The 22059-nt window shown below is 55.1% G+C and carries 22 protein-coding genes, 1 tRNA gene and 1 pseudogene; 10 read left to right on the top strand and 14 right to left on the bottom strand.

Features of this window, described 5'->3' with window-relative positions; translation table 11 throughout:
* The first annotated feature begins 3 nt into the window (after positions 1-3).
* Together QCL65_RS08110 and QCL65_RS08105 are read left to right on the top strand one after the other, a co-directional pair.
* On the top strand, positions 4-951 hold the full coding sequence (locus tag QCL65_RS08110; protein WP_134723328.1) for a LysR family transcriptional regulator: 948 nt from the start codon (positions 4-6) through the stop codon (positions 949-951).
* Complete coding sequence (locus tag QCL65_RS08105; protein ID WP_134723329.1) at positions 941-1558, top strand: UbiX family flavin prenyltransferase; 618 nt, start codon at positions 941-943, stop codon at positions 1556-1558. Before QCL65_RS08110 ends, QCL65_RS08105 begins: the two co-directional genes overlap by 11 nt.
* A 171-nt stretch (positions 1559-1729) precedes the next feature.
* On the opposite strand, the gene QCL65_RS08100 is transcribed toward QCL65_RS08105, so the two are convergent.
* Positions 1730-2005, bottom strand: a complete 276-nt coding sequence (locus QCL65_RS08100; RefSeq protein ID WP_407315740.1) for a hypothetical protein — start codon at positions 2003-2005, stop codon at positions 1730-1732.
* A 558-nt stretch (positions 2006-2563) separates the two neighbouring features.
* On the opposite strand from QCL65_RS08100, the gene QCL65_RS08095 reads away from it, so the two are divergent.
* Entirely contained in the window at positions 2564-2851 is a 288-nt protein-coding gene (locus QCL65_RS08095; protein WP_310792667.1) for a hypothetical protein, read from the top strand.
* A 460-nt stretch (positions 2852-3311) separates the two neighbouring features.
* On the opposite strand, the gene QCL65_RS08090 is transcribed toward QCL65_RS08095, so the two are convergent.
* On the bottom strand, positions 3312-3662 hold the full coding sequence (locus tag QCL65_RS08090) for a helix-turn-helix domain-containing protein (RefSeq protein ID WP_407315739.1): 351 nt from the start codon (positions 3660-3662) through the stop codon (positions 3312-3314).
* 118 nt (positions 3663-3780) lie between these two features.
* On the opposite strand from QCL65_RS08090, the gene QCL65_RS08085 reads away from it, so the two are divergent.
* Complete coding sequence (locus tag QCL65_RS08085) at positions 3781-4761, top strand: toxin-antitoxin system YwqK family antitoxin (protein WP_407315738.1); 981 nt, start codon at positions 3781-3783, stop codon at positions 4759-4761.
* A gap of 22 nt (positions 4762-4783) precedes the next feature.
* Here QCL65_RS08085 and QCL65_RS08080 read toward each other — a convergent pair.
* Both QCL65_RS08080 and QCL65_RS08075 read right to left on the bottom strand, forming a co-directional pair.
* Positions 4784-4909: pseudogene (locus tag QCL65_RS08080) on the bottom strand (IS3 family transposase); the annotation flags it as partial.
* A 186-nt stretch (positions 4910-5095) separates the two neighbouring features.
* Positions 5096-6238 carry a hypothetical protein gene (locus tag QCL65_RS08075; RefSeq protein WP_407315737.1) on the bottom strand — a complete coding sequence of 381 codons (1143 nt, stop codon included), beginning with the start codon at positions 6236-6238 and terminating at the stop codon, positions 5096-5098.
* A 346-nt stretch (positions 6239-6584) separates the two neighbouring features.
* On the opposite strand from QCL65_RS08075, the gene QCL65_RS08070 reads away from it, so the two are divergent.
* The gene (locus QCL65_RS08070; RefSeq protein ID WP_122743643.1) at positions 6585-7316 is read left to right on the top strand and encodes a hypothetical protein; all 732 of its coding nucleotides are present in this window, start codon (positions 6585-6587) and stop codon (positions 7314-7316) included.
* A 7-nt stretch (positions 7317-7323) separates the two neighbouring features.
* On the opposite strand, the gene QCL65_RS08065 is transcribed toward QCL65_RS08070, so the two are convergent.
* On the bottom strand, positions 7324-8805 hold the full coding sequence (locus tag QCL65_RS08065) for a YfjI family protein (protein ID WP_122743644.1): 1482 nt from the start codon (positions 8803-8805) through the stop codon (positions 7324-7326).
* Positions 8802-9041: an AlpA family transcriptional regulator gene (locus QCL65_RS08060; protein ID WP_122743645.1), complete on the bottom strand. Its 240-nt coding sequence runs from the start codon at positions 9039-9041 to the stop codon at positions 8802-8804. Before QCL65_RS08060 ends, QCL65_RS08065 begins: the two co-directional genes overlap by 4 nt.
* Positions 9042-9404: 363 nt before the next feature.
* On the opposite strand from QCL65_RS08060, the gene QCL65_RS08055 reads away from it, so the two are divergent.
* Together QCL65_RS08055 and QCL65_RS08050 are read left to right on the top strand one after the other, a co-directional pair.
* Positions 9405-9800 carry a hypothetical protein gene (locus QCL65_RS08055; RefSeq protein WP_192052977.1) on the top strand — a complete coding sequence of 132 codons (396 nt, stop codon included), beginning with the start codon at positions 9405-9407 and terminating at the stop codon, positions 9798-9800.
* 2 nt (positions 9801-9802) lie between these two features.
* Complete coding sequence (locus QCL65_RS08050; RefSeq protein ID WP_122743646.1) at positions 9803-10771, top strand: DUF932 domain-containing protein; 969 nt, start codon at positions 9803-9805, stop codon at positions 10769-10771.
* Between the two features lie 407 nt (positions 10772-11178).
* On the opposite strand, the gene QCL65_RS08045 is transcribed toward QCL65_RS08050, so the two are convergent.
* Positions 11179-11268, bottom strand: a tRNA-Ser gene (locus QCL65_RS08045).
* Positions 11269-11467: 199 nt separating this feature from the next.
* On the opposite strand from QCL65_RS08045, the gene QCL65_RS08040 reads away from it, so the two are divergent.
* From QCL65_RS08040 to QCL65_RS08030, 3 genes are all read left to right on the top strand, one after another.
* Entirely contained in the window at positions 11468-12166 is a 699-nt protein-coding gene (locus tag QCL65_RS08040) for a crotonase/enoyl-CoA hydratase family protein (protein ID WP_407315736.1), read from the top strand.
* 55 nt (positions 12167-12221) lie between these two features.
* On the top strand, positions 12222-12944 hold the full coding sequence (locus QCL65_RS08035; protein ID WP_407315735.1) for a lysophospholipid acyltransferase family protein: 723 nt from the start codon (positions 12222-12224) through the stop codon (positions 12942-12944).
* Between the two features lie 97 nt (positions 12945-13041).
* A complete protein-coding gene (locus tag QCL65_RS08030; RefSeq protein WP_407315734.1) occupies positions 13042-14013 on the top strand; it encodes a magnesium and cobalt transport protein CorA in 972 nt (323 codons plus the stop codon).
* Here QCL65_RS08030 and QCL65_RS08025 read toward each other — a convergent pair.
* The 7 genes from QCL65_RS08025 to QCL65_RS07995 form a co-directional block, all read right to left on the bottom strand.
* Positions 13991-14719: an amidotransferase gene (locus QCL65_RS08025; protein WP_407315733.1), complete on the bottom strand. Its 729-nt coding sequence runs from the start codon at positions 14717-14719 to the stop codon at positions 13991-13993. The genes QCL65_RS08030 and QCL65_RS08025 overlap by 23 nt on opposite strands.
* A gap of 556 nt (positions 14720-15275) precedes the next feature.
* Positions 15276-16106, bottom strand: coding sequence for a transglutaminase domain-containing protein (locus tag QCL65_RS08020; protein WP_407315732.1), 831 nt, complete (start codon positions 16104-16106; stop codon positions 15276-15278).
* The gene (locus tag QCL65_RS08015) at positions 16103-17053 is read right to left on the bottom strand and encodes an alpha-E domain-containing protein (protein WP_407315731.1); all 951 of its coding nucleotides are present in this window, start codon (positions 17051-17053) and stop codon (positions 16103-16105) included. Before QCL65_RS08015 ends, QCL65_RS08020 begins: the two co-directional genes overlap by 4 nt.
* A 13-nt stretch (positions 17054-17066) precedes the next feature.
* On the bottom strand, positions 17067-18476 hold the full coding sequence (locus QCL65_RS08010) for a circularly permuted type 2 ATP-grasp protein (RefSeq protein ID WP_407315730.1): 1410 nt from the start codon (positions 18474-18476) through the stop codon (positions 17067-17069).
* Between the two features lie 409 nt (positions 18477-18885).
* Positions 18886-19227, bottom strand: coding sequence for a ribonuclease E inhibitor RraB (locus QCL65_RS08005; protein WP_407315729.1), 342 nt, complete (start codon positions 19225-19227; stop codon positions 18886-18888).
* 206 nt (positions 19228-19433) lie between these two features.
* A complete protein-coding gene (locus tag QCL65_RS08000) occupies positions 19434-19670 on the bottom strand; it encodes a hypothetical protein (RefSeq protein ID WP_407315727.1) in 237 nt (78 codons plus the stop codon).
* A 137-nt stretch (positions 19671-19807) separates the two neighbouring features.
* Entirely contained in the window at positions 19808-21898 is a 2091-nt protein-coding gene (locus QCL65_RS07995; protein ID WP_407315726.1) for an LTA synthase family protein, read from the bottom strand.
* Between the last annotated feature and the right edge of the window lie 161 nt (positions 21899-22059).

Raw genomic sequence — 22059 nt, 5'->3', positions numbered from 1 at the left:
GCCATGGAGCTGCGCCAACTGAAATACTTTACCTGCCTCTACGAGGAGGGTTCGGTCACTCGGGCGGCGCAACGCCTGAATATCGTCCAGCCCGCGTTGTCGATGCAGATTGCCAAGCTCGAAGAAGAACTGGGCCAGACCTTGTTCGAACGGAGCTCAAAAGGCATGCACCCGACCGAAGCCGGTGATCAGGCTTACCGCCTGTTCATGCCGATCCTGGGACAGTTTCTTGAAGCGCGACAATCCCTCATCGACCGTAGCGGGCAGATCGGCGGACGGGTGCATGCCGGGTTGATTGCTTCAGCGACCAATCACGCCCTGGCGGCAACCCTGGCGCACTTTGTTGAATACCATCCTGATGTGCAACTGTGCGTCACCTCAGATTACAGTCAGGAGTTGATCGATAAGGTATTGGCCGGGACGCTGGATTTTGCTGTCATCAACCAAAGCTTTCAGCAGGATCACCTGCACTGTCACGACATCCTCAACGAAGAACTGCTGGTAGCGGGTGGCGCGGCCCATCGTCTGAATTGCCCGGTGCCGATTCCGTTGACGGCGCTGCAGGATCTCAAGCTGGTGCTGCCGTCAAGGCGACACGGGCTGAGAATTGTCATCGATCAACGAATGGCCGCCGAAGGGCTTGAGCTGACGCCACGACTGGAAGTGGATGACCTGGCGGTCATCGAGGAGTTTCTGCGCCGTAGCGACTGGGTCAGCATTCTGCCTGCCACGGTGCTGCAACGTGGTCTGCATCAAGGTGCGTTGCGCGCTTACCCCCTGACCGCTCCCGGAATAACCCGGCGGATGATGTGCGTCCATGACGTACGCCGTCCGCTAACCCCGGCGGCATTGCTATTCATCGAAGTCATCGGCAAGACCCTGAACTCCACCTTGAGCACCATTCCTTACTACAAAGAGGGTTCAGCCCCGGGAGAAACACATGAACGATAACCGCCCGCAGCGACTGATCATCGGTATTTCCGGTGCATCGGGGGCCATCTATGGCGTACGCCTGCTGCAACTGCTTTGCGACACGCCCATCGAAACGCACTTGGTGGTCAGCAAATCGGCGATGATCACCCTGGCCCACGAAACCGATGTCAGTTGGTCGCAACTCAAGGACATGGCCGATGTTACCCACTCCAGCCAGGACATTGGTGCTGCCATCGCCAGCGGGTCATTCAAGACCATGGGCATGATTGTCGCGCCCTGCTCCATCCGCAGCCTGTCCGAGATCGCCAGCGGCGTCACCTCCACCCTCCTGACCCGCGCCGCCGATGTGGTGCTCAAGGAACGCAGGCGTCTGGTACTGATGGTTCGTGAAACACCGCTGCACCGCAATCACCTTCGCAGCATGACCGAACTGGCCGAACTGGGTGCCATCATCGCGCCGCCATTGCCAGCGTTCTATGCCCGCCCGCAGAACCTGGAAGAAATGATTGACCACAGTGTCGGACGAGTCTTGGATATGTTCGATATAGATTTGGGTGTCGTGCGTCGCTGGAGACAAGAGGCTGAACACGTCTTGACCTTGGACGAAGTCAAAAGCTGCTCTTGATCATAACGCCTCACTTTGCACAGTGCGGGCCGATACCCGGAAGCCTCACAGGGGAGTGCGGATGACTGGTGACATGCCGCGCCCTGGTGTACTCGCAACCGGCTGCTCTCGGCCAGAAGCCGCCCTTCCGTCTACGCTGCTACCATGTGTAGCGTAATTACTCGGTTACTATCAACTTCTCCGGATATGGCCAAGCATGGCCTGCTGCAACCCCGGCGTGATGCCGCACAGCACGATTCGAGCCGCCGAATTGACGTGGTCGAAGGGCGCATAGAAGGTCTGCAGATCGCCTTCTGATGCCAGCAGGAGTTCCGCTGGCAGGGGATGAGCGAAATTGTGGGTCGAGGCAGAAATCATGCGGCTGAAGCGTTCTAGGCTTATGACGATGTCCTTTTTGCGATGGCGATAGGTTTGAGTTTCGGTACCAATCTGCGCGGGTGGCAACAAATCCCCCGGCGCCCTTTCAACCAGCGCAACGCCTCCCGGGCGTCGACCATCGTCTGGCTCTGTTCCATGCGAGTCTGAAGACGATCCGTCGCCGTAGGCTGGGCCGCATTCCGCACCGCACCCTCAGACATCTGCCCTAGTAGCGCAATTTCCTTCAGTGTGAGGTATTCCGTGCGAGTCTCTCCACGAAGGATCATGGGTATTTCCTCGTTTTCCTCGAATGCCGGGTTGGTATCCAGATCAAGTTGGGCTCTTACCAGCGCTTGGAAATAGACGTATTCAAGACGCATAGACACGTCTGTCTAATAATCCCGAACTGACCTTCTATAGCGACCATTTCAGTGACTGATTAGGTCCTTAATAGGCCCTCAACAAGTCAACGCTTGCTGGCTACGAAGGTTTCCATATCAGGTGCTTTTTTCAAACTCCCCCCCTATCAAAAGCCCGCCTTGGCGGGCGTTTTGGCGCCTTCTGGACGCCAGAGCCCCGGGCACTGCAACGCCGCCGTGCTACCGTCTGGTTCAAGTGTTAACGGCATTAACCATAAGGAATCGTGACATGAGCATGGCGGCGTTTTACAGCAACGGTTGGCCGAGCTGCGTGATCGCCGGACAGTTTGCGGAGGACCTTTTTGTCGCCTTGGACTTTAAAAAGATGGTGATACGCGATCGAGCCGTGGCGCGTGGCATGGTGTTCTCCCTCTGTATACCTTTAGCCAAGAAGCCAGCACAGGCCGGGAAGCTGAAGGTATGGCTTCGGCGGTTTGTCAAAGAGGGCTCGCTCGCTCAGCCACAGGCCGATGCCTTTTGGCTGCGGGCGAAGAAGCTGGCGAAATCCCCAGGATGAGCACGCGTCTTTCACCGCCTGCTACAGACGCTTCCGTCATTCCCAGAGTTGAGAATTAACACGGCTATCGATACGGAGATTAGGATGAGAAACCGACCGTCGGCCGACAATCGTCTGATGCACTGGAAAGCGTGGTGGGACATCTATGATCCGGATGTTCACTGCCGCTACTGCAGCGGCAGGCAGCCGATCGATGAGTCCTACCTGTCCTTCTACCCTCACCACACACCGGGCTGCGCCCGAAGCAGCGATCTCCCGCAGTTTCCCTGGCAAGAGCTGGTGCGCATTCTCAAAGACTGGAAAACGGAGGTTGGCCGTGCGCCAAGGAATTCATGAGGGCAATTGCCGACTTCGAGGCCTGAGATCGGCCACACAGCCCTCGCACGGTCAGCTACGACAATTAATCTAGGACTGGCGCGCGATGCAAGCCTCGATGTCTATACGCAGCTATGGCCCATATTCAACCCGGCCGCTTGAGCCGTTCTGCCAACGACTCAACTAATGCTAGGATCAACTGCCTATCCGACGGAGCTAGCTCTTGAAGCATTTGGCTAATGTATCGGGTCTGGTCACTGCTTCGCGAACTTGTTTTCATCAACAGCTCCGCAGCCTCGCAACCGAATACATCAGCGAAATCGAAAAGACGTGCGACGTTGGGGACGACCAGCCCCCGCTCGATCCGGGACACTGCTTCGCTGCCAATCCCCAGCTTCTCCGCTACCTCATCCTGTGTCAAACCCGTCTGAGTACGTTGGTTGGCGATCGCTCTACCAATCGACTCGGCAAGGTCTCGGTGATCATCTACAGCCACTAGGCATGCTCCCTTTAGTCAACCTGAATGGTTGAGGAGCCACTCATTGACATGAAGGACCTCTAACGTTGAGACTCAACCCTAAAGGTTGATTGGTGACGTATTAGGACGGTTTTTCATGGCGTACAGCAGAATCTCACTCGCGGCAGTTGCTGCTCTTATTCTCTCAGGCTGCGGTGACGCAACCCTAGATTTTCGCAATGCGGAGTTATCGAACGGCAAGGTGTACCAGAAGGGTGGCAATGAGCCTTTTACGGGAAGCCTGACGAATTTTCCGCACACACTGATCAGACAGACTGGTGACCTAACCGGGATCCTAGCGGGATTGGCCGCAACACTGGATCGCATGAAGCGCCCTGACGAATCTCTGCGTTTCTTGAAGTTGATCTGTAATGGCCGGACAAGTGAGGGCCACTTGGACGGCGAAGTGAGTTGCTACGAGCCAGGCACAACTACCCTTCGCTACCAAGCCCACTACAAGCAAGGCGCGATGGACGGCGACTTCACTACGTGGGGAAAGCACAACAACGTCCTGAGCAAAGCGTCCTTCAAACAAGACCGAACTAATGGAGACGTCCAAATCTACAGCCCGAATACCGGAACGCTTATTCAGCAGATCCAGCTTCGCGCTGGCGTAATCGATGGGCTTGACCAGCGATGGGACGATAAGACCGGTCAGCTCACGTACCAAGCCAAAGCAGAAAAAGGGTTCTATGTCGGAGTTGCAGAAAGCTGGGGGCCTAATGGTAGAAAAACCGGTGAGGTGCCGTATCAGGCCGGTCGTGTCAACGGGGTTGTGAGGGCATGGGATGCTGACACCGGACAATTGATCGAGGAAACTACTTTCAGAGATGGCTCTCCGGACGGCCCTAGCAAGGAATGGTCTAAAAATGGCGAAGTGATGAAGGTTGGGCAGTACAGAGATAACGTGTTCTATACTGCCTCCGCCGCTGGACCGTCGGACAGCACGCAGCTTGATAGCTGCGTGAGTGACTACATCGACAAGTTCCATTCTACCAACGGCGAGAATGTCCCGATCAATAATGAGCAGCTTGGAGAATGGGAAAAATGGTGCACGCAGGGACAGCATTCGAATTGATCGTCTGACAAAAGTGTAGTGGTCAACTGATTCCGGACACTGAATTAAGTTTTTCCTCAGCGACCGCAGGCGCGAACCCGCCATTGAACTGATGCGGTCGCCGACAGTTGTACTGCTGCATCAGATACCGACCGATGTCCCGTTGCGCTAAAGGACCTCCCCTGAAGAGCGCAGACAGTCGCTCCCGGAGCAAAAGAGATCTGATCTCAATGGACCAACCTTGGCGCTATTTGCCCCGAGCTTACCGGTCGAGCTGCCAGTACTGAGAATTTGCTTACCAAACCCGGCCCGGCCCAACGTGTTCGACGAAGCCTATTAGCTACCTGGACAGCAGTTATCTAAGTGACTCAGACCATTGATCCCTACCCTTCTCGGCTGCCCGAGGCCTCCCCCTCCTCGGGCCTTCCTTCCGAGGAGCCAGCCGACCTCTGATGAACGCCTGTATACCTGGTAACGCAAGCCGCAATAGTTCATCAGGCTTTGTCGCATAGGCTGCATATAGTTCAAAGCCCTCTCGCGCTATTGGGTCTGTGCAATGTGCCAAGCCCAGAAAGCATTTTTTATAGCGCTCCTTGCGCGCGTTGCAATTATAATGACTGCCCATCCCTCCAGTAATAACTTTATCCCAATGCTGGCCAATACGCTTCCCCAAAATTACATCCTTACACATTGCTGAGCTATCAAAGAAGAACAAGCCATGAATGTGATAGCCTTTGTATCGCCCCAACTCTAGCTTGCATGCGTAACCTAGCATTGGCCCAAATGCGCCATTTTGCAGATCTTTCAGTAGCATATCTCGATGTCTACACGCATCTGTGCCAGTGATATGTTTGGCCAATCGGTATTTTTGTAAGTAGGATAAATCAACCCTCAAGATCAACATTCTCGAATGTCTTGCAAAGAGCTCAGCCGTGTACCTCATGAGCGTATCGTATTGCCTTTTAATGGGCCTCCTAAAAGCTTTAAGCCTACTTCGAAACTCTACGGTACTGACCTCAGCACGAAATTCAGAGATGCAGGCATTCAACCTATGGACTACTTCATTCACGTGTTCCCCTTTGGTTCCAGAGAACGAAGTTTCCGATGGCACCAAGTGATGCTTTAATACCGCGTTGTAGAATACTTCAAAGTAAGGATTGAATTGAGCACTTGGAAACATCTCAAATGAGATTCGAATATCTCTTTTGATGCAGTTAATAAACCTACGCCCCAACGAATGAAAGGTGATTCTAGCTTCACCATTTTTAGCATGGCCGACTGAATACAACTGATGCTTGGTCGCAACTAGATCTTGCAACAAAGGCAACAACCTAAAAGCCAACCAGCTTCTCGCATCATATTCCTCATCGAGCTCCACTACTCCAGGTTTTACCTCAGGCATGCTTTGCTTCACGAACAATAATGCAGCATCACTTAGCACTTTAATTGAAGATGCGAGCGGATCAGGACGCACGCAGCTAACATTGACAGTAGACATAAACAATACCCCGGAATACATGAAAAAGAATTGAACACATCCACGCCCCACACACTAAACTTTTACACCTCAACAAATAAATCTAGGCGGCATTAAGACGGTATATGAAAAGATCCATATTTATAAACTACTGAAACCCACGCAGCAGCAGGCGCCAACAGTAGTTAACGCCTTCATAATCACGGTTCTAGAACCCTGCAAAGTACTTTGCGCTATAACGACTTCCAGGCATGCAGCGATTAAAACTTTGACGCTAGCGGCGTGCTGGAATGCATACTGCTTGCACATACGGGGCGAAAATCATACCCTAACCTTGACAAGGTGCGCACAACCAAGGAGTTTCCGTATGAAAGACAAACAAGGAAGAGAATTTTATTCCGGCGATGAAGACCTGACTCATCTGGAATTATACATCAAATATCGCGCCTCAAAATCGGTCACTTGGTCTTTACTGGTTGCTATAGAACAACTTGGTACCCTAGTTCATGTCCAGTTGAAAGATTCCGCGATAAAACAATTGGAAAAATTTATCGAAACCAACCCGGCAGAGCTACCTGAAATCGATCAACTCCTCAACGAATTAGGATACCTCAAAGCTGAGACACCCAAAAAAAACACCAAGCAAAATGCAATTAGGGACGAAATCCTAAGGGGTATATGGCATCTTTCGTATGCCATATATTTTAATGAACTCGATTCTGACAAAGCCCACCAGGCACTGCAACATTTCTGGTATCACGCTGGCTTAGTTGAGGGGATGGAGTATTCTACTTCAGGCCCTATGACAACGGTTAAGCTTTCTCGCGCCAGCAAAGGAGGCAAAACCAAATCGGATAAATACACAGCACGAATTGAAGCCATCGCAAGCCTTTTAGAAGAAGAATCACCTCCTGCCGGATGGTCGAGCGAAGCACAAGCAGCCTCAATGATTGCTGAGGTAGTCGTATCTCGTAAAATAAGTAAAAGTTTAAATCTTTCATCTAGCGCCATGAAATGCTATGACCAGCTTTCAGAAATGATCAATTCAAATGAAAAGTTGAGAAATATTGTCAATCCGGGAAAAACACTAAAGCAGTGATTTTCTACTAATTATTTCTATTTCTAAATTGTAGTATTACATTGTTCAAAGCAGCCTGATCATCGGGATACCATGGAATTAGGTCTATCACCAGATGGTCTAGATAAGGAACAACTCTAATTCGATTGTCGTCAATGAGCGCGTCCAATGCTCGATTGAATCTGTCTTTCCGCCTCAGTTCAGCCCCTGGAGCCACTCGCATTACAACTGATTTACGAACATAACGGTGATTAGCGTGACGATACTCATTCAGCTTGCCATCTAACGCAACTGCATCAATCTGCTGCTGCGATGGCTGATGTAATATATCCATAGTTTCGGCCAAATACCAATTAACAACACTAATTGCATCGCGCAACACCTCTACCGAAATGCTTCCGTCAATGCCGCTGCTGTAGCAGTGGAATAGTGCGGCCAACCTACTGGTATTATCCATCAATCTATTAGCGATATCCTTAGATTCGTATAATAACCCCCCAACCTGCATTAAAGACTCAACGTTATTGAAGGTCTGATTCCACAGCTCAACAGCTTTGGCATCGAACCCAATTATGTCACGCCCGCTAAAAACTTCAGCTTTTTCTTTAACTAACTCCAAGTGCGATGCCATAGCTAACAGATACCGTTGATAGTTATCCCCTAATGAACCAGTATTTGTGGTAAAACGCGATCCTTGGGTAGTTCTCGGATATGACACCAGAAATCGAGCTAGCAGACCCGAGTCTCTCGCTTCAACGCCCCGCTTTTCAAGAAACCGAATAAAAGGTCCTGGTTGGACTTGGATTGCGACGGATAACCTTCCTTTCCAAATAAAGCTCCCCCTGATCCTGTTTATAGGAATCTCATCACCATCCCATGCGCTGTTGAATTTCGTCATATCCGAAAATGCCCGTCCATTCAACATACTGCTACCTTCGCTAGACAGAAGTACGGCATTTTCCGTCTTTTTGCTCATTCCCTCAAATAGCGCAATAGGAGTCGACTCGTTGTAGACTATCTGGGGCTCTCGGGGCTGGATAGGCTTCACGCTCATTAAGTGTGCAATCTGTTCATCGAATTCATCCTCCATTTTCAATTTTGATTTAAAATTACTCTGTTGGGCTTTTTTTATTTTTCGTTTCCATAATTCGAGAGAGATTTCCCAGTCAGAGATTTTTTCTCGATATTCTTTCCGCAGTTTTTCCTGAAATTTTATAACTGGTTCAAAGCAAAGTTTTTCCACAGTCCCTTTTCTCTCCCCTGCATTGGCAATAGTCAGCGTTAATATTGAAACAGGACTTACCTGCCCTGGTGGCTTTCTTACATCCACCAACCCTTGAAAAACTGTTGAAAGCGCGGAAATGAGCGACGCGGCTACAATTCCAACAGGAGCTTGAGTTGATATATGCAGTTCGCTTATTAGATCTCTAAACTCTAAGAGTTCTAGAGATTGCAAGTAAGGAAAATCTAACTTAGGATAATTACCCCCAAGGGCACCCTGAATACTCATACAGCTTCATCCCTCTGCTGCGCTTTCTGGAACACCCAGTGCATCACCTCCTCCTCTATAAACCCAATACGACCGTTACTCGTAACGGAAGAATATAGCTTTATCGGTCTTGGAAATGTGGAGTCATACTGACAAGATTTTTTATCAAGCCTACCGTATACCGTGGATCGGCTAATCTGCAAAATTTTCACCAGTTGCTGAAGCGACAGCACTGACTTCACTCGACTATCATTCATAAATCACCTCAAGGGCTGGGTCAGAACGAGTCTTAAGCTACCTGTACCCGCGAACCCAGGCTCGCTTCTGCTTCCAGTAGAAACTCCCTAAGCCATGCCACGTCTGGCCTGCAGCATTTTTTTGCCGAAAATAGCCCAAGTATGAGATCGAATATTTCACGCTCGTCGCGATGTCGGCGCTTAGCTGTAAACCTGCTAATTCGTGTCCGATTAGCAGGTTTTCAATATGTTCCCGACGAGAACTAGCGCTCCTCTCGAATTGAACCCACTGGATCACCTCCCTTTTCTCACAGCGTGAGAAGATCAGTTCTCTTACCATAGAGACGCCCGTCGCCTACCATTTAACTAAGAACTGGCGATTGCATGATTTTTGAAACCTATATCACCAAGGCGACCAACCACCCTGGAATCGCCATGCCCGCTATATGCCCGCAATGCCAATCAAGAAAGACTGCTTCAATCAAAGCCACACAACGTCTCGCACTGTGTGCTGAAGCGGTGAATGTACTCATCCTCAGCCGTTTGAAAGCGTGCTATCCCGCCATACCACAGTCCGCTGCCTATCACACACTGGAGAAACTTTCTCAGAACTTGGTTGAAGCACTCGCTAGATCAGTGCAACTCAAGCTGCGAAACATACCAGACGGTGATCTCCATACGCATGTTTGCCTAGGCTGCGGATGCATGTTCGATCCAGTCAGCCAGTCCGCCCAGCGTCCCGATAACCACAACCAATCAAACCCTGCCCAAGGAAATTAATCATGGCTCATGAAGTACACCAAATGGCGTATATCGGCGAAACACCTTGGCATGGCTTAGGGAATCGTCTCTCGCCGAATCAATCGCTTGAGATCTGGCAGCGTGAGGCAGGCATGGACTGGCGGATTGAATCCAGCGCCGTTCATTTCAAATCCACTGGATCAGGGCTACTGGCTCCGATCCATACCTTCCCTGATCAGAAGGTTCTGTACCGCTCCGACACACAAGAGCCGCTCTCGGTAGTGTCGCAACGCTACCAGGTCGTTCAGCCAAACGAAGTGCTCGAGTTCTACCGAGACCTCACAGAGGTCTCGGGGTATGAGCTGGAGACAGCAGGCGTATTGAAAGGCGGCCGGAAGTTCTGGGCGCTAGCACGAACGGGCCAGTCGGTAGCGCTCAAGGGAGGTGACCATGTCGGAGGTTATCTGTTGCTTGCTACCTCCTGTGACGGCACCCTTGCCACTACGGCAACGCCTACGACTGTCCGCGTGGTGTGCAATAATACTTTGGCATTATCGCTCAATGGCAGTACGACCGCTATCAAAGTCCCCCACAGCACAAGTTTCAACCCTGACCTCGTCAAGAAGCAGTTAGGTATTGCAGTATCACGCTGGGAGCAATTCATGTACGAGATGCGGATCCTCAGTGAGCGAAAAGTCTCGCGCAAGGAAGCCGACGCGTTCTTCAATCAGGTACTCAGCGTCGCCGGCACCAGCGCTTCTCCACAGGGCCAACACAACAACCGCCACGCCATTGCGAAAGCAAACAGTTTATTCGAGGGTAAAGGCAAAGGCTCAGACCTGACATCAGCCAAAGGCACCGCATGGGGGCTGCTGAATGCGGTGACCGAGTTCGTTGATCACGAAAAACGAGCTCGATCCGCCGACTACCGGATGGACTCCGCCTGGTTCGGCCAGGGCGCTGCCCTCAAGCAAAGAGCCCTTCACAGCGCATTAAGCTTAGCGGCGTAGCAAGAGCAGACCACCAACCGATACCTGCTCGCCATGTGGCGGGCTTTATGTGGCTGCTGCAACTGAACATCAGCTCAATTACGTGAGAACCAGAATGCACAAACTCAAAATCGTATGCGCACTGCTCACGCTTGCAGTCGCACTGTACTCGGCGACCCTAGTCGTAGCGGTGAAGATCAACCTAGCACTCGCAGTGATGTGCTGCGCAATGCTGATCGCGTTGCTCTGCAGCTTTATCAACGCTCTGTCCACGCCACCTGAAACCTGTGAGGACCTTCGCTCGTCTGCAGCGCTGTAGGCGGATAGAGGTTCGGGGAGACGCGACATTGAAGTGGGGGACCGGATGGGGGAACAACGAACCTCAGAATGCAGAAAGCCCCGCATAGCGGGGCTCTCTAGGTACAATATGGCGGTGAAGAAGGGATTCGAACCCTTGATACAGTTTCCTGTATACACACTTTCCAGGCGTGCTCCTTCAGCCACTCGGACACTTCACCGTATCTCAGCCGACCTGTTCGGTCAGTCGAGGCGCGCTAATGTAGTTGAAAGCGTGCCGAATGGCAAAGGGTTTTTGCAAGTTTTTCATGCGCTTAAGCGCTGGCGCTGGGCAAAGCGTGACTGGCCGGTCGGTCACGGCGCTTTACCTGGCCGGTGCCGCTGGGTAACGTCTGCTTCATTCATAACAAGGAACCCCCCATGAGCGAGCTGATCGAGTACCAACTGGCAGAAGGCATCGCCACCCTGACGCTGTGCAATGGCAAGGTCAACGCCATTTCACCCGCTGTGATCGAAGCCTTCAATGGCGCGCTAGACCGCGCCGAGCAAGACCGCGCCGTGGTGTGCATCACCGGGCAGCCGGGGATTTTGTCCGGGGGCTATGACCTCAAGGTGATGACTTCCAGCCCCCAAGCCGCGCTCCAATTGGTCACTGCCGGGTCAACCCTGGCCAGGCGTCTGCTGGCCCACCCGTTTCCGGTGATCGTCGCCTGCCCTGGGCATGCGGTGGCCAAGGGTGCGTTTCTGTTGCTGGCGGTGGACTACCGCATCGGCGTCGAAGGCCCTTTCCAGATCGGCTTGAACGAAGTGCAGATCGGCATGACCATGCACCATGCGGGCATCGAGCTGGCCCGCGATCGCTTACGGCGCTCGGCTTTCCATCGGGCGGTCATCAGTGCCGAAATGTTCGACCCCATTGCCGCGGTAGACGCCGGTTTCTTCGATCAGGTGGTCAGCGCCGATAGCCTCGCCGCCCACACCCTGGCCGCCGCCCAACGGCTGAAGAAGCTCAATATGAACGCCCATCGGCAGACCAAGCTGAAGGTCCGCAAAGCTTTGCTGGAACGCCTGGACGCCGCGATCCTAGAGGATCGCGCGCAGTTTCAACCGGTGATTTGAGTCGCTGAGTGAACAGTTGTACTCTAACCGAGCTCAATTGTTCAGGTGAATATCGATGCTCTACGGGATTCGAATGCTGTTGTTGGCCCTGCACTTTGTGGGCGTGGGGTTACTGGGGTTGCTGATCGGCGTGTGTCGGCCATTCAACCCCGCGAACAGTCCGCTATTCGCCCGGCTGTATGCAAAACCTGCGCTGCGTATTTTAGGGCTGGACGTTCGGGCCAGCATCGACACCCTGCATGCCCTGCCCCCTGGCTACGTGATCGTCGCCAACCATCAGTCTAACCATGACCTGTTCGTGTTGGGCGGCATCGTGCCTGAACGCACGGTGTCCATGGGCAAGAAGAGCCTGAAATGGGTGCCGCTGTTTGGTCAGCTGTATTGGCTAAGTGGCAATGTGCTGGTCGACCGCAGCAATGCGTTCCAAGCCCGTAAAGCGCTTAAGGCCACAACCCGCACGTTACGCGAGCAGCACACCTCGATTTGGGTGTTCCCTGAAGGTACGCGCAACCCGGCGCCGGAGCTGCTGCCCTTCAAGAAAGGCGCGTTTCAGATGGCCATCGATGCCGGTGTACCCATCGTGCCTGTGTGCGTCAGCCACTACGCAAAGGGCTTGAACCTTAACCGCTGGCGCAGTGGCCGGGTGGAAATCCAGGCGTTGCCGCCCTTGCCCACCGAAGGCTTGGGCCCAGAGGACATCCCTGCTTTGCGCCAGGCCTGCCAGGCACAGATGCAAGCCTGCATCGAGCACCTCGACCAACGCGCGGCCCAGGGTTGAACCAGATCGCCTGAAGCGACTCTGATCTGCAGGCCAGCCCACTGCGGGTTGCAGATCGATCGTGCCTGGCACCCTCTACCGAGCGAAGAACCACACCATGGGCCGAGTTGTTGCTGCCGCTGTCTACAGCGCCGGAAAAAAAGTCACCGATATCCGCCTGGAAGAAGGTGCGCGCTGGGCAAAAGAGCCGGGGCACTTTGTCTGGATTGGCCTGGAAGAGCCCACTGAGGGGCAACTGGGCGCGCTGCAACAGCAGTTCGGCCTGCACGAACTGGCCATTGAAGACGCCCTGGAAAAACACAGCCGGCCTAAACTGGAAACCTTTGGCGACGCGCTGTTTATCGTCACCTACTCGCCGGTGCGCGATGGCGGGCGGCTGACGTTTATCGAAACGCATATCTTCGCCGGGCGCGGCTATGTGATCACCTGCCGCAATGGCCACTCCAAGTCTTACGCGTCAGTGCGCTTGCGCTGCGAGGCGCGGCCGATCCTGCTGGAGCATGGCGAAGACTTCGTGTTGTATGCCCTGCTGGATTTCGTCACAGAAAACTACCAGCCAGTCAGCGAGGCGATCCACAGCGAAATCGAAGCCCTGGAACGTAACGTGCTGACCTCAGCCCTCCAAGAAGCCGACATTCAACGCCTGCACAGCTTACGCCGCGACCTGCTCCGGCTGCGCCGGTACGTGGCACCGATGGTAGAAATCAGTGAGGAATTGCAGCGCCTGGAATTCCCCTTCATCGACAAAAACATGCGGCCATACTTTCGCGATGTGCAGATCCACGTGAACCGGCAAATGGAGGACCTGGCGACCATGCGCGACATCGCCAGCCAAACGATCGAGATCGGCCTGTTGCTGGAGTCTTCACGGCAAAGCCTGGTGCAGCGCAAGTTTGCCGCCTGGGCGGCCATCCTGGCCTTCCCCACGGCCGTAGCAGGCATTTACGGGATGAACTTCGAGAACATGCCCGAGCTGACCTGGCATTACGGCTACTATGGCGTGCTGGCGTTTATCGCGCTGGGCTGCGGTGGTCTGTTCGCCAGTTTCAAGCGTTCGGGCTGGTTGTAGGCTGGGCGACAAAACGCAGCATCCACTCTCCCACGGCGCGGCCGTGGTGCTCACGCTCAAGGCTGGCTACGGCATTGCGGTAGATAGGCTCGCCCAACTGCTGCTGACGCAAATCCAGAAGCGCTCGCGAGTATTCGCTGACGAATTCCGGATGCCCCTGGAAACACAGCACTTGGTTGCCGATCTGGTAGGCGGCGAACGGGCAGAATTCGCTGCTGGCGACCACTTGGGCGTCGCTGGGCAGCGCCGTGACCTGGTCCTGGTGGCTAATTAGCAGCGTCAGGCTATCGACTTCAGGCGTCATCCATGGCTCATGGCGAGCCACCGCGTAATCATGGATGCCCACCCCCCAGCCTTGGCTGGCCCGTTCAGCACGGCCCCCGAGCAACAGTGCCAACAGTTGATGGCCAAAGCAAATACCCAGCAGTTTGTCGCCACGTTCGTAGCGCTTGAGCAGGTAGGTTTTGAGTGTCGCGATCCAGGGGTCGCTGCCGAATGAATCAGCTTTGCTCCCGGTCACCAGGTAGGCATCGAACGTCAGGTCGTCAGCCGGGTACTCCCCTTGCATCACGTTATACACGCTGAATTTCGCCGCGATGGGTTGGTTGGCGAACAGCTGCTCGAACATCCTGCCGTAGCCTTGATATGCCTCGACCAGCTCGGGGCGCAGGACGTCCGTTTCCAGGATGCAGATGTGTAACGACATACAAGATACCCGTGGTATTGCAGGCGACACTGCCTGTCACAAAGCCTGCCTTTAATAGAGAAGTCTGGCAAGCGTGGGAAATCGGTTTCACAGCCGATGAACGGTCAGCTTTTGCTGAAACCGTGGCTGAAATGACTAAGGTGTCTAGCACAGGCTGTGCGGAATCCATTCACTTAAGTTTCATCACTTTTCGGAAGATTTAACCAGTCTCACCTCGTAATTGATTCTAAGGCACGCTGCACATGGGCTCTAAGGTTAGGAAAAGCCTTTGGAAAGCCAGGTTCGTGGCACCGGGGGACTTGCTCCACATGTCTTCGTCGGGGATCGGCAGCCAATGGGCGCTTGGGAATAAAAACAATGAAGGCGGTGGATTATGTTCGAGAGTTCGAAAATTCGGCAGGCAGGCTTGATTCTGTTCGCGACAGCGCTGTTATTGATAGTGCCCAATCTGGGCCGGCTGTTCGGCTAAACAAGCTCGATCACATTACCCAGGAATGCTAAGGGCCGGCAATACAGCGCCGGCCCTTAGTAAATGTGCGAGCTGCGGGCTAAGCCGTCAGCCTTGCTGCTGCACCATGATCAGTGGTTTGAGCGGGGGCATCAGCGGCGCGAAGGGTTCGGCCAGCACCTTGGCGTGCATCTGCTCAAACCCGCCGCCACGCCGAATTCCGCGCACTGGGCACGCATCCAGGTAATCCAGCCCTACCGCCAGCTTCAAATGGCGCTCAGGCTTGGCCAGCTCGTTGGTTACATCGAAACTGTACCAAGCGTCATCCAACCAAGCTTCCGCCCAGGCATGGCTAGCCAGATGCTCGCTGTTCTCTTGGTACAAATAACCCGACACATAGCGAGCCGGTACGCCCAGGCTGCGCGCGCAGGCCAGGAAGGCATGGGTATGGTCTTGGCAGACCCCAGCCTTACCCTCGAATGCCTTCGCCGCACAAGTGTCGACAGCGGTAGCACCGGGGGTGAACACCATATGTTGATGCAAGGCCTGCATCAGATCGATCAAGGCCGTACGGTCGTTGCGCACGCCACAGGTCTTGCTGGCAAACTCGCGTAAGGCCAGGTCGGCTTCGGTAAGCCGGGTGGCCCGCAGAAACGGCAAGGGTGACTGCGACTCGTGCTCGGCTTCGCGGCTCTCATCGATATCCACCTGCCCGCGGGCGCCAATGATGATGGCGTCGTGGGGATCGTCCAGGGTGAGCACGTGGAGAATATTGCCATAGGGGTCGATTTGCGCGCGCACCGGGCGCGGTAAGTCGAGGTGCCAACTCAATACCCGCTGACGTTCGCTGTCATGGGGCGTAAGGCGCAGATACTGAATGCTCGCACGCACTTCATCATCGTAGTGATAGGCGGTTTCGTGACTCAGGGAAAGTCTCATACAGCCTCCAAATAAGAGCTGTGAATCGCGTTACCCAGCTGGCGCACCAGCGGAATGAACTCATTCAACCATTCATGCAGGCCTTCATCGAGGATCTCGCCAATACCGGTATAGCGCAAGCGCGCATCCAGTTCAGCCGCCAGGCGCTGGGCCGGGCGGCCGTTGGTGCCGGGGAGAACCGCGAGGATGCGGTTGAGTTCGTAAGTACAGGCACGCAATGAACGGGGTACATCGGCGCGCAGCAGCAGCAACTCGGCTACCGGCCGCGCGGCCGGCGCATCACGGTAGATTTCAGTGTAGGCCTCGAACGACGACAAGGCCCTGAGCAGCGCGCTCCACTGGTAGTAACCACGGGCCGAGCTGTCATCGACCAGCTCGGCCTCGTCGCCGAGCATTTCGTAGCGGGCATCGAGTAGGCGCAAGGTGTTGTCGGCGCGCTCGATGAAGGTACCCAGGCGAATGAAACGGAAAGCGTCGCTGCGCATAATGGTGCCATAGGTTGCGCCACGGAACAGGTGGGAGCGCTCCTTGACCCATTCGCAGAACCGGCTCATGCCGTAGCGTGTCACCCCCTGGGCGGCGATCCCACGGATCTCCAGCCAGGTGGCGTTGATGTTTTCCCACATGTCGGCGGTAATCCGCCCGCGCACTGCGTGGGCGCTGGCGCGTGCCGCCCCCAGGCAGCTGTAGATACTGGCCGGGTTGGCCGCATCGAGGGCAAAAAAGTGCAACAGCCGCTCTGCGTGCAGCTCGCCGTGGCGTTCGACGTAGTCTTCCAGAGTGCCGGTGATCAGCAACGGCATGGAAATTTCATCCAGCCCGTCACCTCGACCGTCTTGGGGCATCAAGGACAACGAGTAGCTCACGTCCAGCATACGGGCGAGGTTCTCCGCTCGCTCCAGGTAACGCGACATCCAGTAAAGATCCGAGGCAGTTCTACTTAACATTGGCAGGCATCCTTCAATCCTCGACGACCCAGGTGTCTTTGGTACCACCGCCCTGGGAGGAGTTGACCACCAGGGAGCCCTCACGCAAGGCGACGCGGGTTAGGCCTCCAGGGACCACGCGAGTTTCGCGCCCAGACAGGACGAACGGCCGCAAGTCGATGTGCCGAGGGGCAATACCGTTTTCAACGAATGTCGGGCAGGTCGATAGCGACAGGGTCGGCTGCGCGATATAAGCATGGGGACGCGCCTTGATGCGCGCGCGAAAGTTTTCGATCTCGGCCGCGCTGGCCGCCGGGCCCACCAGCATGCCGTAGCCGCCCGAGCCTTGAGTTTCTTTGACCACCAAGTCAGGCAGGTTGGCCAGTACATGGGACAGCTCACTCGGGTTTCGACACTGCCAGGTGGGCACGTTTTTCAGAATGGGCTCTTCGTCCAGGTAAAAGCGGATCATGTCCGTGACAAAGGGGTAGACGGACTTGTCATCCGCCACGCCGGTGCCGATAGCGTTAGCCAGAACTACGTTCCCGGAACGATAGGCCGAGAGCAGCCCCGGCACCCCCAGCATCGACTCCGGGTTGAACGCCAGAGGGTCAAGGAAGGCATCGTCCAGCCGGCGATAGATCACATCCACCGCCTTGGGGCCGTCGGTGGTGCGCATGAACACCCGGTCATCGCGGATGAACAGGTCGGCCCCCTCTACTAGCTCGACGCCCATTTCCCGCGCCAGGAACGCGTGCTCGAAGAACGCACTATTGAAGCGACCGGGGGTAAGGACCACCACGCTGGGGTTGTCCAGTGGGCTGGAGCTCTTGAGGGTATCGAGGAGTAGATTCGGGTAGTGGTCGATGGGCGCGATGCGTTGCGCGGCGAACAGCTCGGGAAACAGGCGCATCATCATCTTGCGGTCTTCGAGCATATAGCTCACGCCGCTCGGGGTGCGCAGGTTGTCTTCGAGCACGTAGTAGGTGCCGTCGCCATCACGCACCAGGTCGACACCGGAAATGTGCGAGTAGATCTCACGGTGCAGGTCAAGGCCCTGCATCGCCAGCTGATACTGCTCGTTGGCCAGGACTTGCTCGGCAGGAATGATGCCCGCTTTGATGATTCGCTGATCGTGGTAAAGGTCGGCGAGAAACATGTTCAGCGCTTTAACCCGCTGTATGCACCCACGCTCGACGACACGCCATTCGCTGGCAGGAATACTGCGCGGAATGGTGTCGAACGGAATCAGCCGCTCGGTGCCCTGCTCGTCACCATAAAGGGTGAACGTGATGCCGGCGCGGTGAAATAGGAGATCCGCCTCACGCCGGCGCTGGGCCAACAGCTCGTCAGGGGTGTCGGCCAACCATCGGGCGAACTCTCGGTAATGCGGGCGAACCACGCCGCCGGCATCGTACATCTCATCATAAAAATTGCGGACCATGCCGTACTCCTTGTCACCCGAACCCTGGAACCTTCGCAAGGCCCGTGCCATCGGCATAAATTGTTGTAATTCAATAGGTTGCAGATGCTAAATACACGCAGCGCACCAATAGTGTGCGACCAGGGCCTACGCTTAATTACCCACGCTTCATTGCGAAGCGGTCAAAGAGCGGCTTATGGCTATGACCAGCATAGACAGACTTGATTTCACTGGCTGCAAGACTTTATTCACAATTAGCTCATCGCTGGACTAAAAGCCTGTCAGACAAGGTTACGTCAGGCCAAATTTATCAAGACTTCCCTTTCCGCCACCTGTGCTCAAGGTGGCTTTTTTTTGCCAGTACCTCGTGAGTAGACGGCCGCTGACCATACAACAACCAAGGGCGGGTTAGCCCGCCCATGGCCTACTCTCAAGCCTGAGGCCTTCTGACCTCATGCTTGACGCCCCAGCCTTCGATTTCGCCCCCTAAAGGTTCAATCACGGCCTCGAAGTCTTGTTCGAAATCGCCAATGCCCCCATAAGTTGCATACATCACCTTGCTCAGTTCCAGGTGCCATGCGCCGTCATCGCGCTCGCTGACTTGCGCATTCAGCGATTCCCCCTTGAACTTACCGGCAGCCGTACGCGCGCGGTCCTCGTCTGGGAACACGGCATAAAACTCAATGGGGTGGATGCGGGCAAAATCGAAGCCGCCTTCTTTCATACGGCGCAACACGTTGCTGCTGATGTCTTCTTGGTAGGCTGTGCTCATGAATCGTCCTCCTCAATCAACAATGATGGATAGACTTTCAGTACTTCCAGGACCTCCCTATGCCAATGGAAAGAGCAACTGATAGACGCTGAGCGCGCCCATAGACGAGGAATCGAGCGGTGTTGCAACAGGTAAGGCCCGAAGGCCTCGACCGCAGAGTAACGCGAAGCTTTGGCAGGTGCCAAGGCTTAGATCATGGAAAATGTTTAAGGGACTTCATTGATCTTGATGATATGCACAGCATTTTGTTCTTGCAGCGACTTGGCCGTTGGTGCGTCGGATTTGCCCTGATAGTCGGCCACGTCCAGCTCAGCGGCCACCGGAAAAAGCAGCTTGCGCACTTTATCGGCTGCCTCTTCAATGCTGGGTTGGTTAGGCCACTCGAACGTCATCCGCTCAATGTCGCCGTCCTTGTCCAGGTACTGGATTTCCCACTCTTTCATTACGGTGCATCTCCTCAGCAAAACAGGCCGGTGACTGCGCGAAACAACTCTTATAACTTGACCCATGCCCTGCGCCATCGTTCATCTTGGTAAAACGAGAAGAGGCCCGGAAGGGCCCCTATGTGATCAGCTCTGGCTTACTCCTGCTTGCTGACCGTCGCCCCGGACGTGTTGTCCAGCAGACTCTTGGTGGCGGTCTGGATGAAGGAGTCGAGTTTCTGCCGCATGCCGGCTACTTCACCGGTGTCGGGAATGACCTCGCCCTTGGCGTCACGGCCCATCTGGAAACGATAGAGCCGGGGCTCCATTTCCGCCGACTCCACCAGCAATTTGTCCCCGCTGAGCAAACCGACAATCTGTTCGCTACCGGATGGCTTAATCATGCCGAAGCCTTTATCGCCTTCAGGCAAGTTGAGCAGGTCACGGCCCCAGCATTGGTGGGTGATCTCCCCGCCCAAACGGCCCATGACGGTCGGCACGATGTCGATCTGAGTGCCTACGGTGTGGTTGCGCTCGCCGAACTTGTCTTGGATGCCAGGGGCGATCAGCAACAATGGGACATTGAACCGGCCCAGGTCCATTTCAGTGATCTGCTGGTTGTTGCCAAAACCGTGGTCACCGACTACCACGAACAAGGTTTCCTTGAAGTACGGCTCCTTACGGGCCTTCTCGAAGAACTGGCCCAAAGCCCAATCTGAGTAACGCATGGCCGTCAAATGCTCATCCAGTGAGCCACGCCCGGTGACCCGCTCGACCGGCAGATCCTTGGGCAGGGCATAAGGCGTATGGTTGGACAAACTCTGCAGCAACGCATAGAACGGCTTACCGGCGGCACCACGCTTGGCTAGCTCTTCATTGCCGCGGTTGAACATGTCTTGGTCGGACACGCCCCAGGTCGGGTCGGAAAACACTGGATTGACGAAATCATTGCGCCCGATAAAGGTGGTCATACCTTGGTTGCTAAAGAAACCGGACTGGTTGTCCCAGGCGAAGTCACCGTTATAAACGTAGACGTCATCGTAGCGGCGTGCGGTGCTGAGCATCTCTGGCAAACCGGAAAGCTTGTGGCTGCCTTCGGGGGTTTGCATCAGGTATTCGAAGCCCGGCAAATTGGGGAAGCACCCCATGGTCGCGAACATGCCCTGATGGGTGTGGGTGCCATTGGAGAAAAAGTGGTCGAACAGCAGCCCTTCCTTGGCCAGCTTGTCGAAATACGGGGTGATGTTGTGCTCGTCACCTAAGGCGCCGACCGAATGCCCGGCAAAACTTTCCAGCAAAATCACCACCACGTTCTTGATTGGCAGGGTGTTTTCCACAGGGGCTGCGAACTGCCGGCGAATCGCAGCAGTGTCGGCATCTACCAGCGTGTCATTGGGCGTCAACAGCATGTCCCGCACGGTTTGCAGAGCGACGTCGTCTGGCAGGGTGGCTTTCCAGATGTTGTCGCGGTCTTCTGACAGCTTGCTTTTGGCGGCGGTGATCAGCGTCAGCGTGCCGTTGAGGCCCAACTGGTTGGCGAAGTTGGAGTCAGTGGTGTAAGCGTCGCCCCAACGCATCGGTGGGCCCTGGCGCAAAGTGCCGCGGATAGCCACCACGGCGAGCAGCAGAATGACCACAAAAACCCCAACACGCATGTACCACGGCGCTACCGAACGGCGCACACCGCCCCCGGCGCTGGCAACCGAAGGCCGGGTCAGGCGGTCGATGCCTTTGAACACCAGGCTCAGTAACCAGGTCACCAACGCCCAGGCCAACAGGTAACGCACCACGGGGAAGCCGTACCACAACATGCTCAGGACAGTCTTCGGGTCTTCCTTGAGGTACTGGAACACCAGCCCGTTCAAACGTTGGTGGAATTCCCGGTAGAAGTCCATCTCCAGCAGGCCGAGAAACAGTGTGATGCTGGAGAACACCGTCAACCAAACCCGGAAGAAACCGCGGGCGGTCATCGCACGCGCGCTCAACACTGCCAGCAGCAACGGAATGCAGAGGTACACCACCAGACGCAGGTCAAAGCGCAAGCCGTTGAAAAATGCTTCGGCGAGGGTCGAGATTGGCGTGTCGCCGATCATTTCGCGGTTGTAGACCAGCAGCGCGAGGCGCACCAGGCTGAGCATGAGCATGATCGCCAGGCCGCTGAGCAACGTGTAGGCAAGGTGCGATTTGACGGTCGGCTGCAGCGGGCGCAATGCTGCCCGCTGTTGACCCAAGGCGTCCGATTTAGCCATGTGATGGTAGATCCGTAGAAAGCAGTTGAAGGAGGTGCAGCCAGGCGAAGCAGCGCCAAAAAAGCGCGCCGGATTATCGGTGACCCATTGTGAAAATTACGTAATGCGCGCTGGGGCGTGAGGCGTTGGCTGCTACGGCCGTGACTGGCGCACAGGCTCGG

Origin of the sequence: Pseudomonas sp. nanlin1 (genome assembly GCF_045571515.1) — a bacterium.
Lineage (GTDB): Bacteria > Pseudomonadota > Gammaproteobacteria > Pseudomonadales > Pseudomonadaceae > Aquipseudomonas.
Note: the sequence above shows the minus strand (reverse complement) of the source record. Positions and strands in the feature narration are given on the sequence as shown.

Excerpts from the sequence above, each read along its gene's own strand:
- QCL65_RS08110 (WP_134723328.1), top strand. The coding sequence starts at position 4 with ATGGAGCTGCGCCAACTGAAATACTTTACCTGCCTCTACGAGGAGGGT.
- QCL65_RS08105 (WP_134723329.1), top strand. The coding sequence starts at position 941 with ATGAACGATAACCGCCCGCAGCGACTGATCATCGGTATTTCCGGTGCA.
- QCL65_RS08095 (WP_310792667.1), top strand. The coding sequence starts at position 2,564 with ATGAGCATGGCGGCGTTTTACAGCAACGGTTGGCCGAGCTGCGTGATC.
- QCL65_RS08085 (WP_407315738.1), top strand. The coding sequence starts at position 3,781 with ATGGCGTACAGCAGAATCTCACTCGCGGCAGTTGCTGCTCTTATTCTC.
- QCL65_RS08075 (WP_407315737.1), bottom strand. The coding sequence starts at position 6,238 with ATGTCTACTGTCAATGTTAGCTGCGTGCGTCCTGATCCGCTCGCATCT.
- QCL65_RS08070 (WP_122743643.1), top strand. The coding sequence starts at position 6,585 with ATGAAAGACAAACAAGGAAGAGAATTTTATTCCGGCGATGAAGACCTG.
- QCL65_RS08065 (WP_122743644.1), bottom strand. The coding sequence starts at position 8,805 with ATGAGTATTCAGGGTGCCCTTGGGGGTAATTATCCTAAGTTAGATTTT.
- QCL65_RS08060 (WP_122743645.1), bottom strand. The coding sequence starts at position 9,041 with ATGAATGATAGTCGAGTGAAGTCAGTGCTGTCGCTTCAGCAACTGGTG.
- QCL65_RS08055 (WP_192052977.1), top strand. The coding sequence starts at position 9,405 with ATGATTTTTGAAACCTATATCACCAAGGCGACCAACCACCCTGGAATC.
- QCL65_RS08050 (WP_122743646.1), top strand. The coding sequence starts at position 9,803 with ATGGCTCATGAAGTACACCAAATGGCGTATATCGGCGAAACACCTTGG.
- QCL65_RS08040 (WP_407315736.1), top strand. The coding sequence starts at position 11,468 with ATGAGCGAGCTGATCGAGTACCAACTGGCAGAAGGCATCGCCACCCTG.
- QCL65_RS08035 (WP_407315735.1), top strand. The coding sequence starts at position 12,222 with ATGCTCTACGGGATTCGAATGCTGTTGTTGGCCCTGCACTTTGTGGGC.
- QCL65_RS08030 (WP_407315734.1), top strand. The coding sequence starts at position 13,042 with ATGGGCCGAGTTGTTGCTGCCGCTGTCTACAGCGCCGGAAAAAAAGTC.
- QCL65_RS08025 (WP_407315733.1), bottom strand. The coding sequence starts at position 14,719 with ATGTCGTTACACATCTGCATCCTGGAAACGGACGTCCTGCGCCCCGAG.
- QCL65_RS08020 (WP_407315732.1), bottom strand. The coding sequence starts at position 16,106 with ATGAGACTTTCCCTGAGTCACGAAACCGCCTATCACTACGATGATGAA.
- QCL65_RS08015 (WP_407315731.1), bottom strand. The coding sequence starts at position 17,053 with ATGTTAAGTAGAACTGCCTCGGATCTTTACTGGATGTCGCGTTACCTG.
- QCL65_RS08010 (WP_407315730.1), bottom strand. The coding sequence starts at position 18,476 with ATGGTCCGCAATTTTTATGATGAGATGTACGATGCCGGCGGCGTGGTT.
- QCL65_RS08005 (WP_407315729.1), bottom strand. The coding sequence starts at position 19,227 with ATGAGCACAGCCTACCAAGAAGACATCAGCAGCAACGTGTTGCGCCGT.
- QCL65_RS08000 (WP_407315727.1), bottom strand. The coding sequence starts at position 19,670 with ATGAAAGAGTGGGAAATCCAGTACCTGGACAAGGACGGCGACATTGAG.
- QCL65_RS07995 (WP_407315726.1), bottom strand. The coding sequence starts at position 21,898 with ATGGCTAAATCGGACGCCTTGGGTCAACAGCGGGCAGCATTGCGCCCG.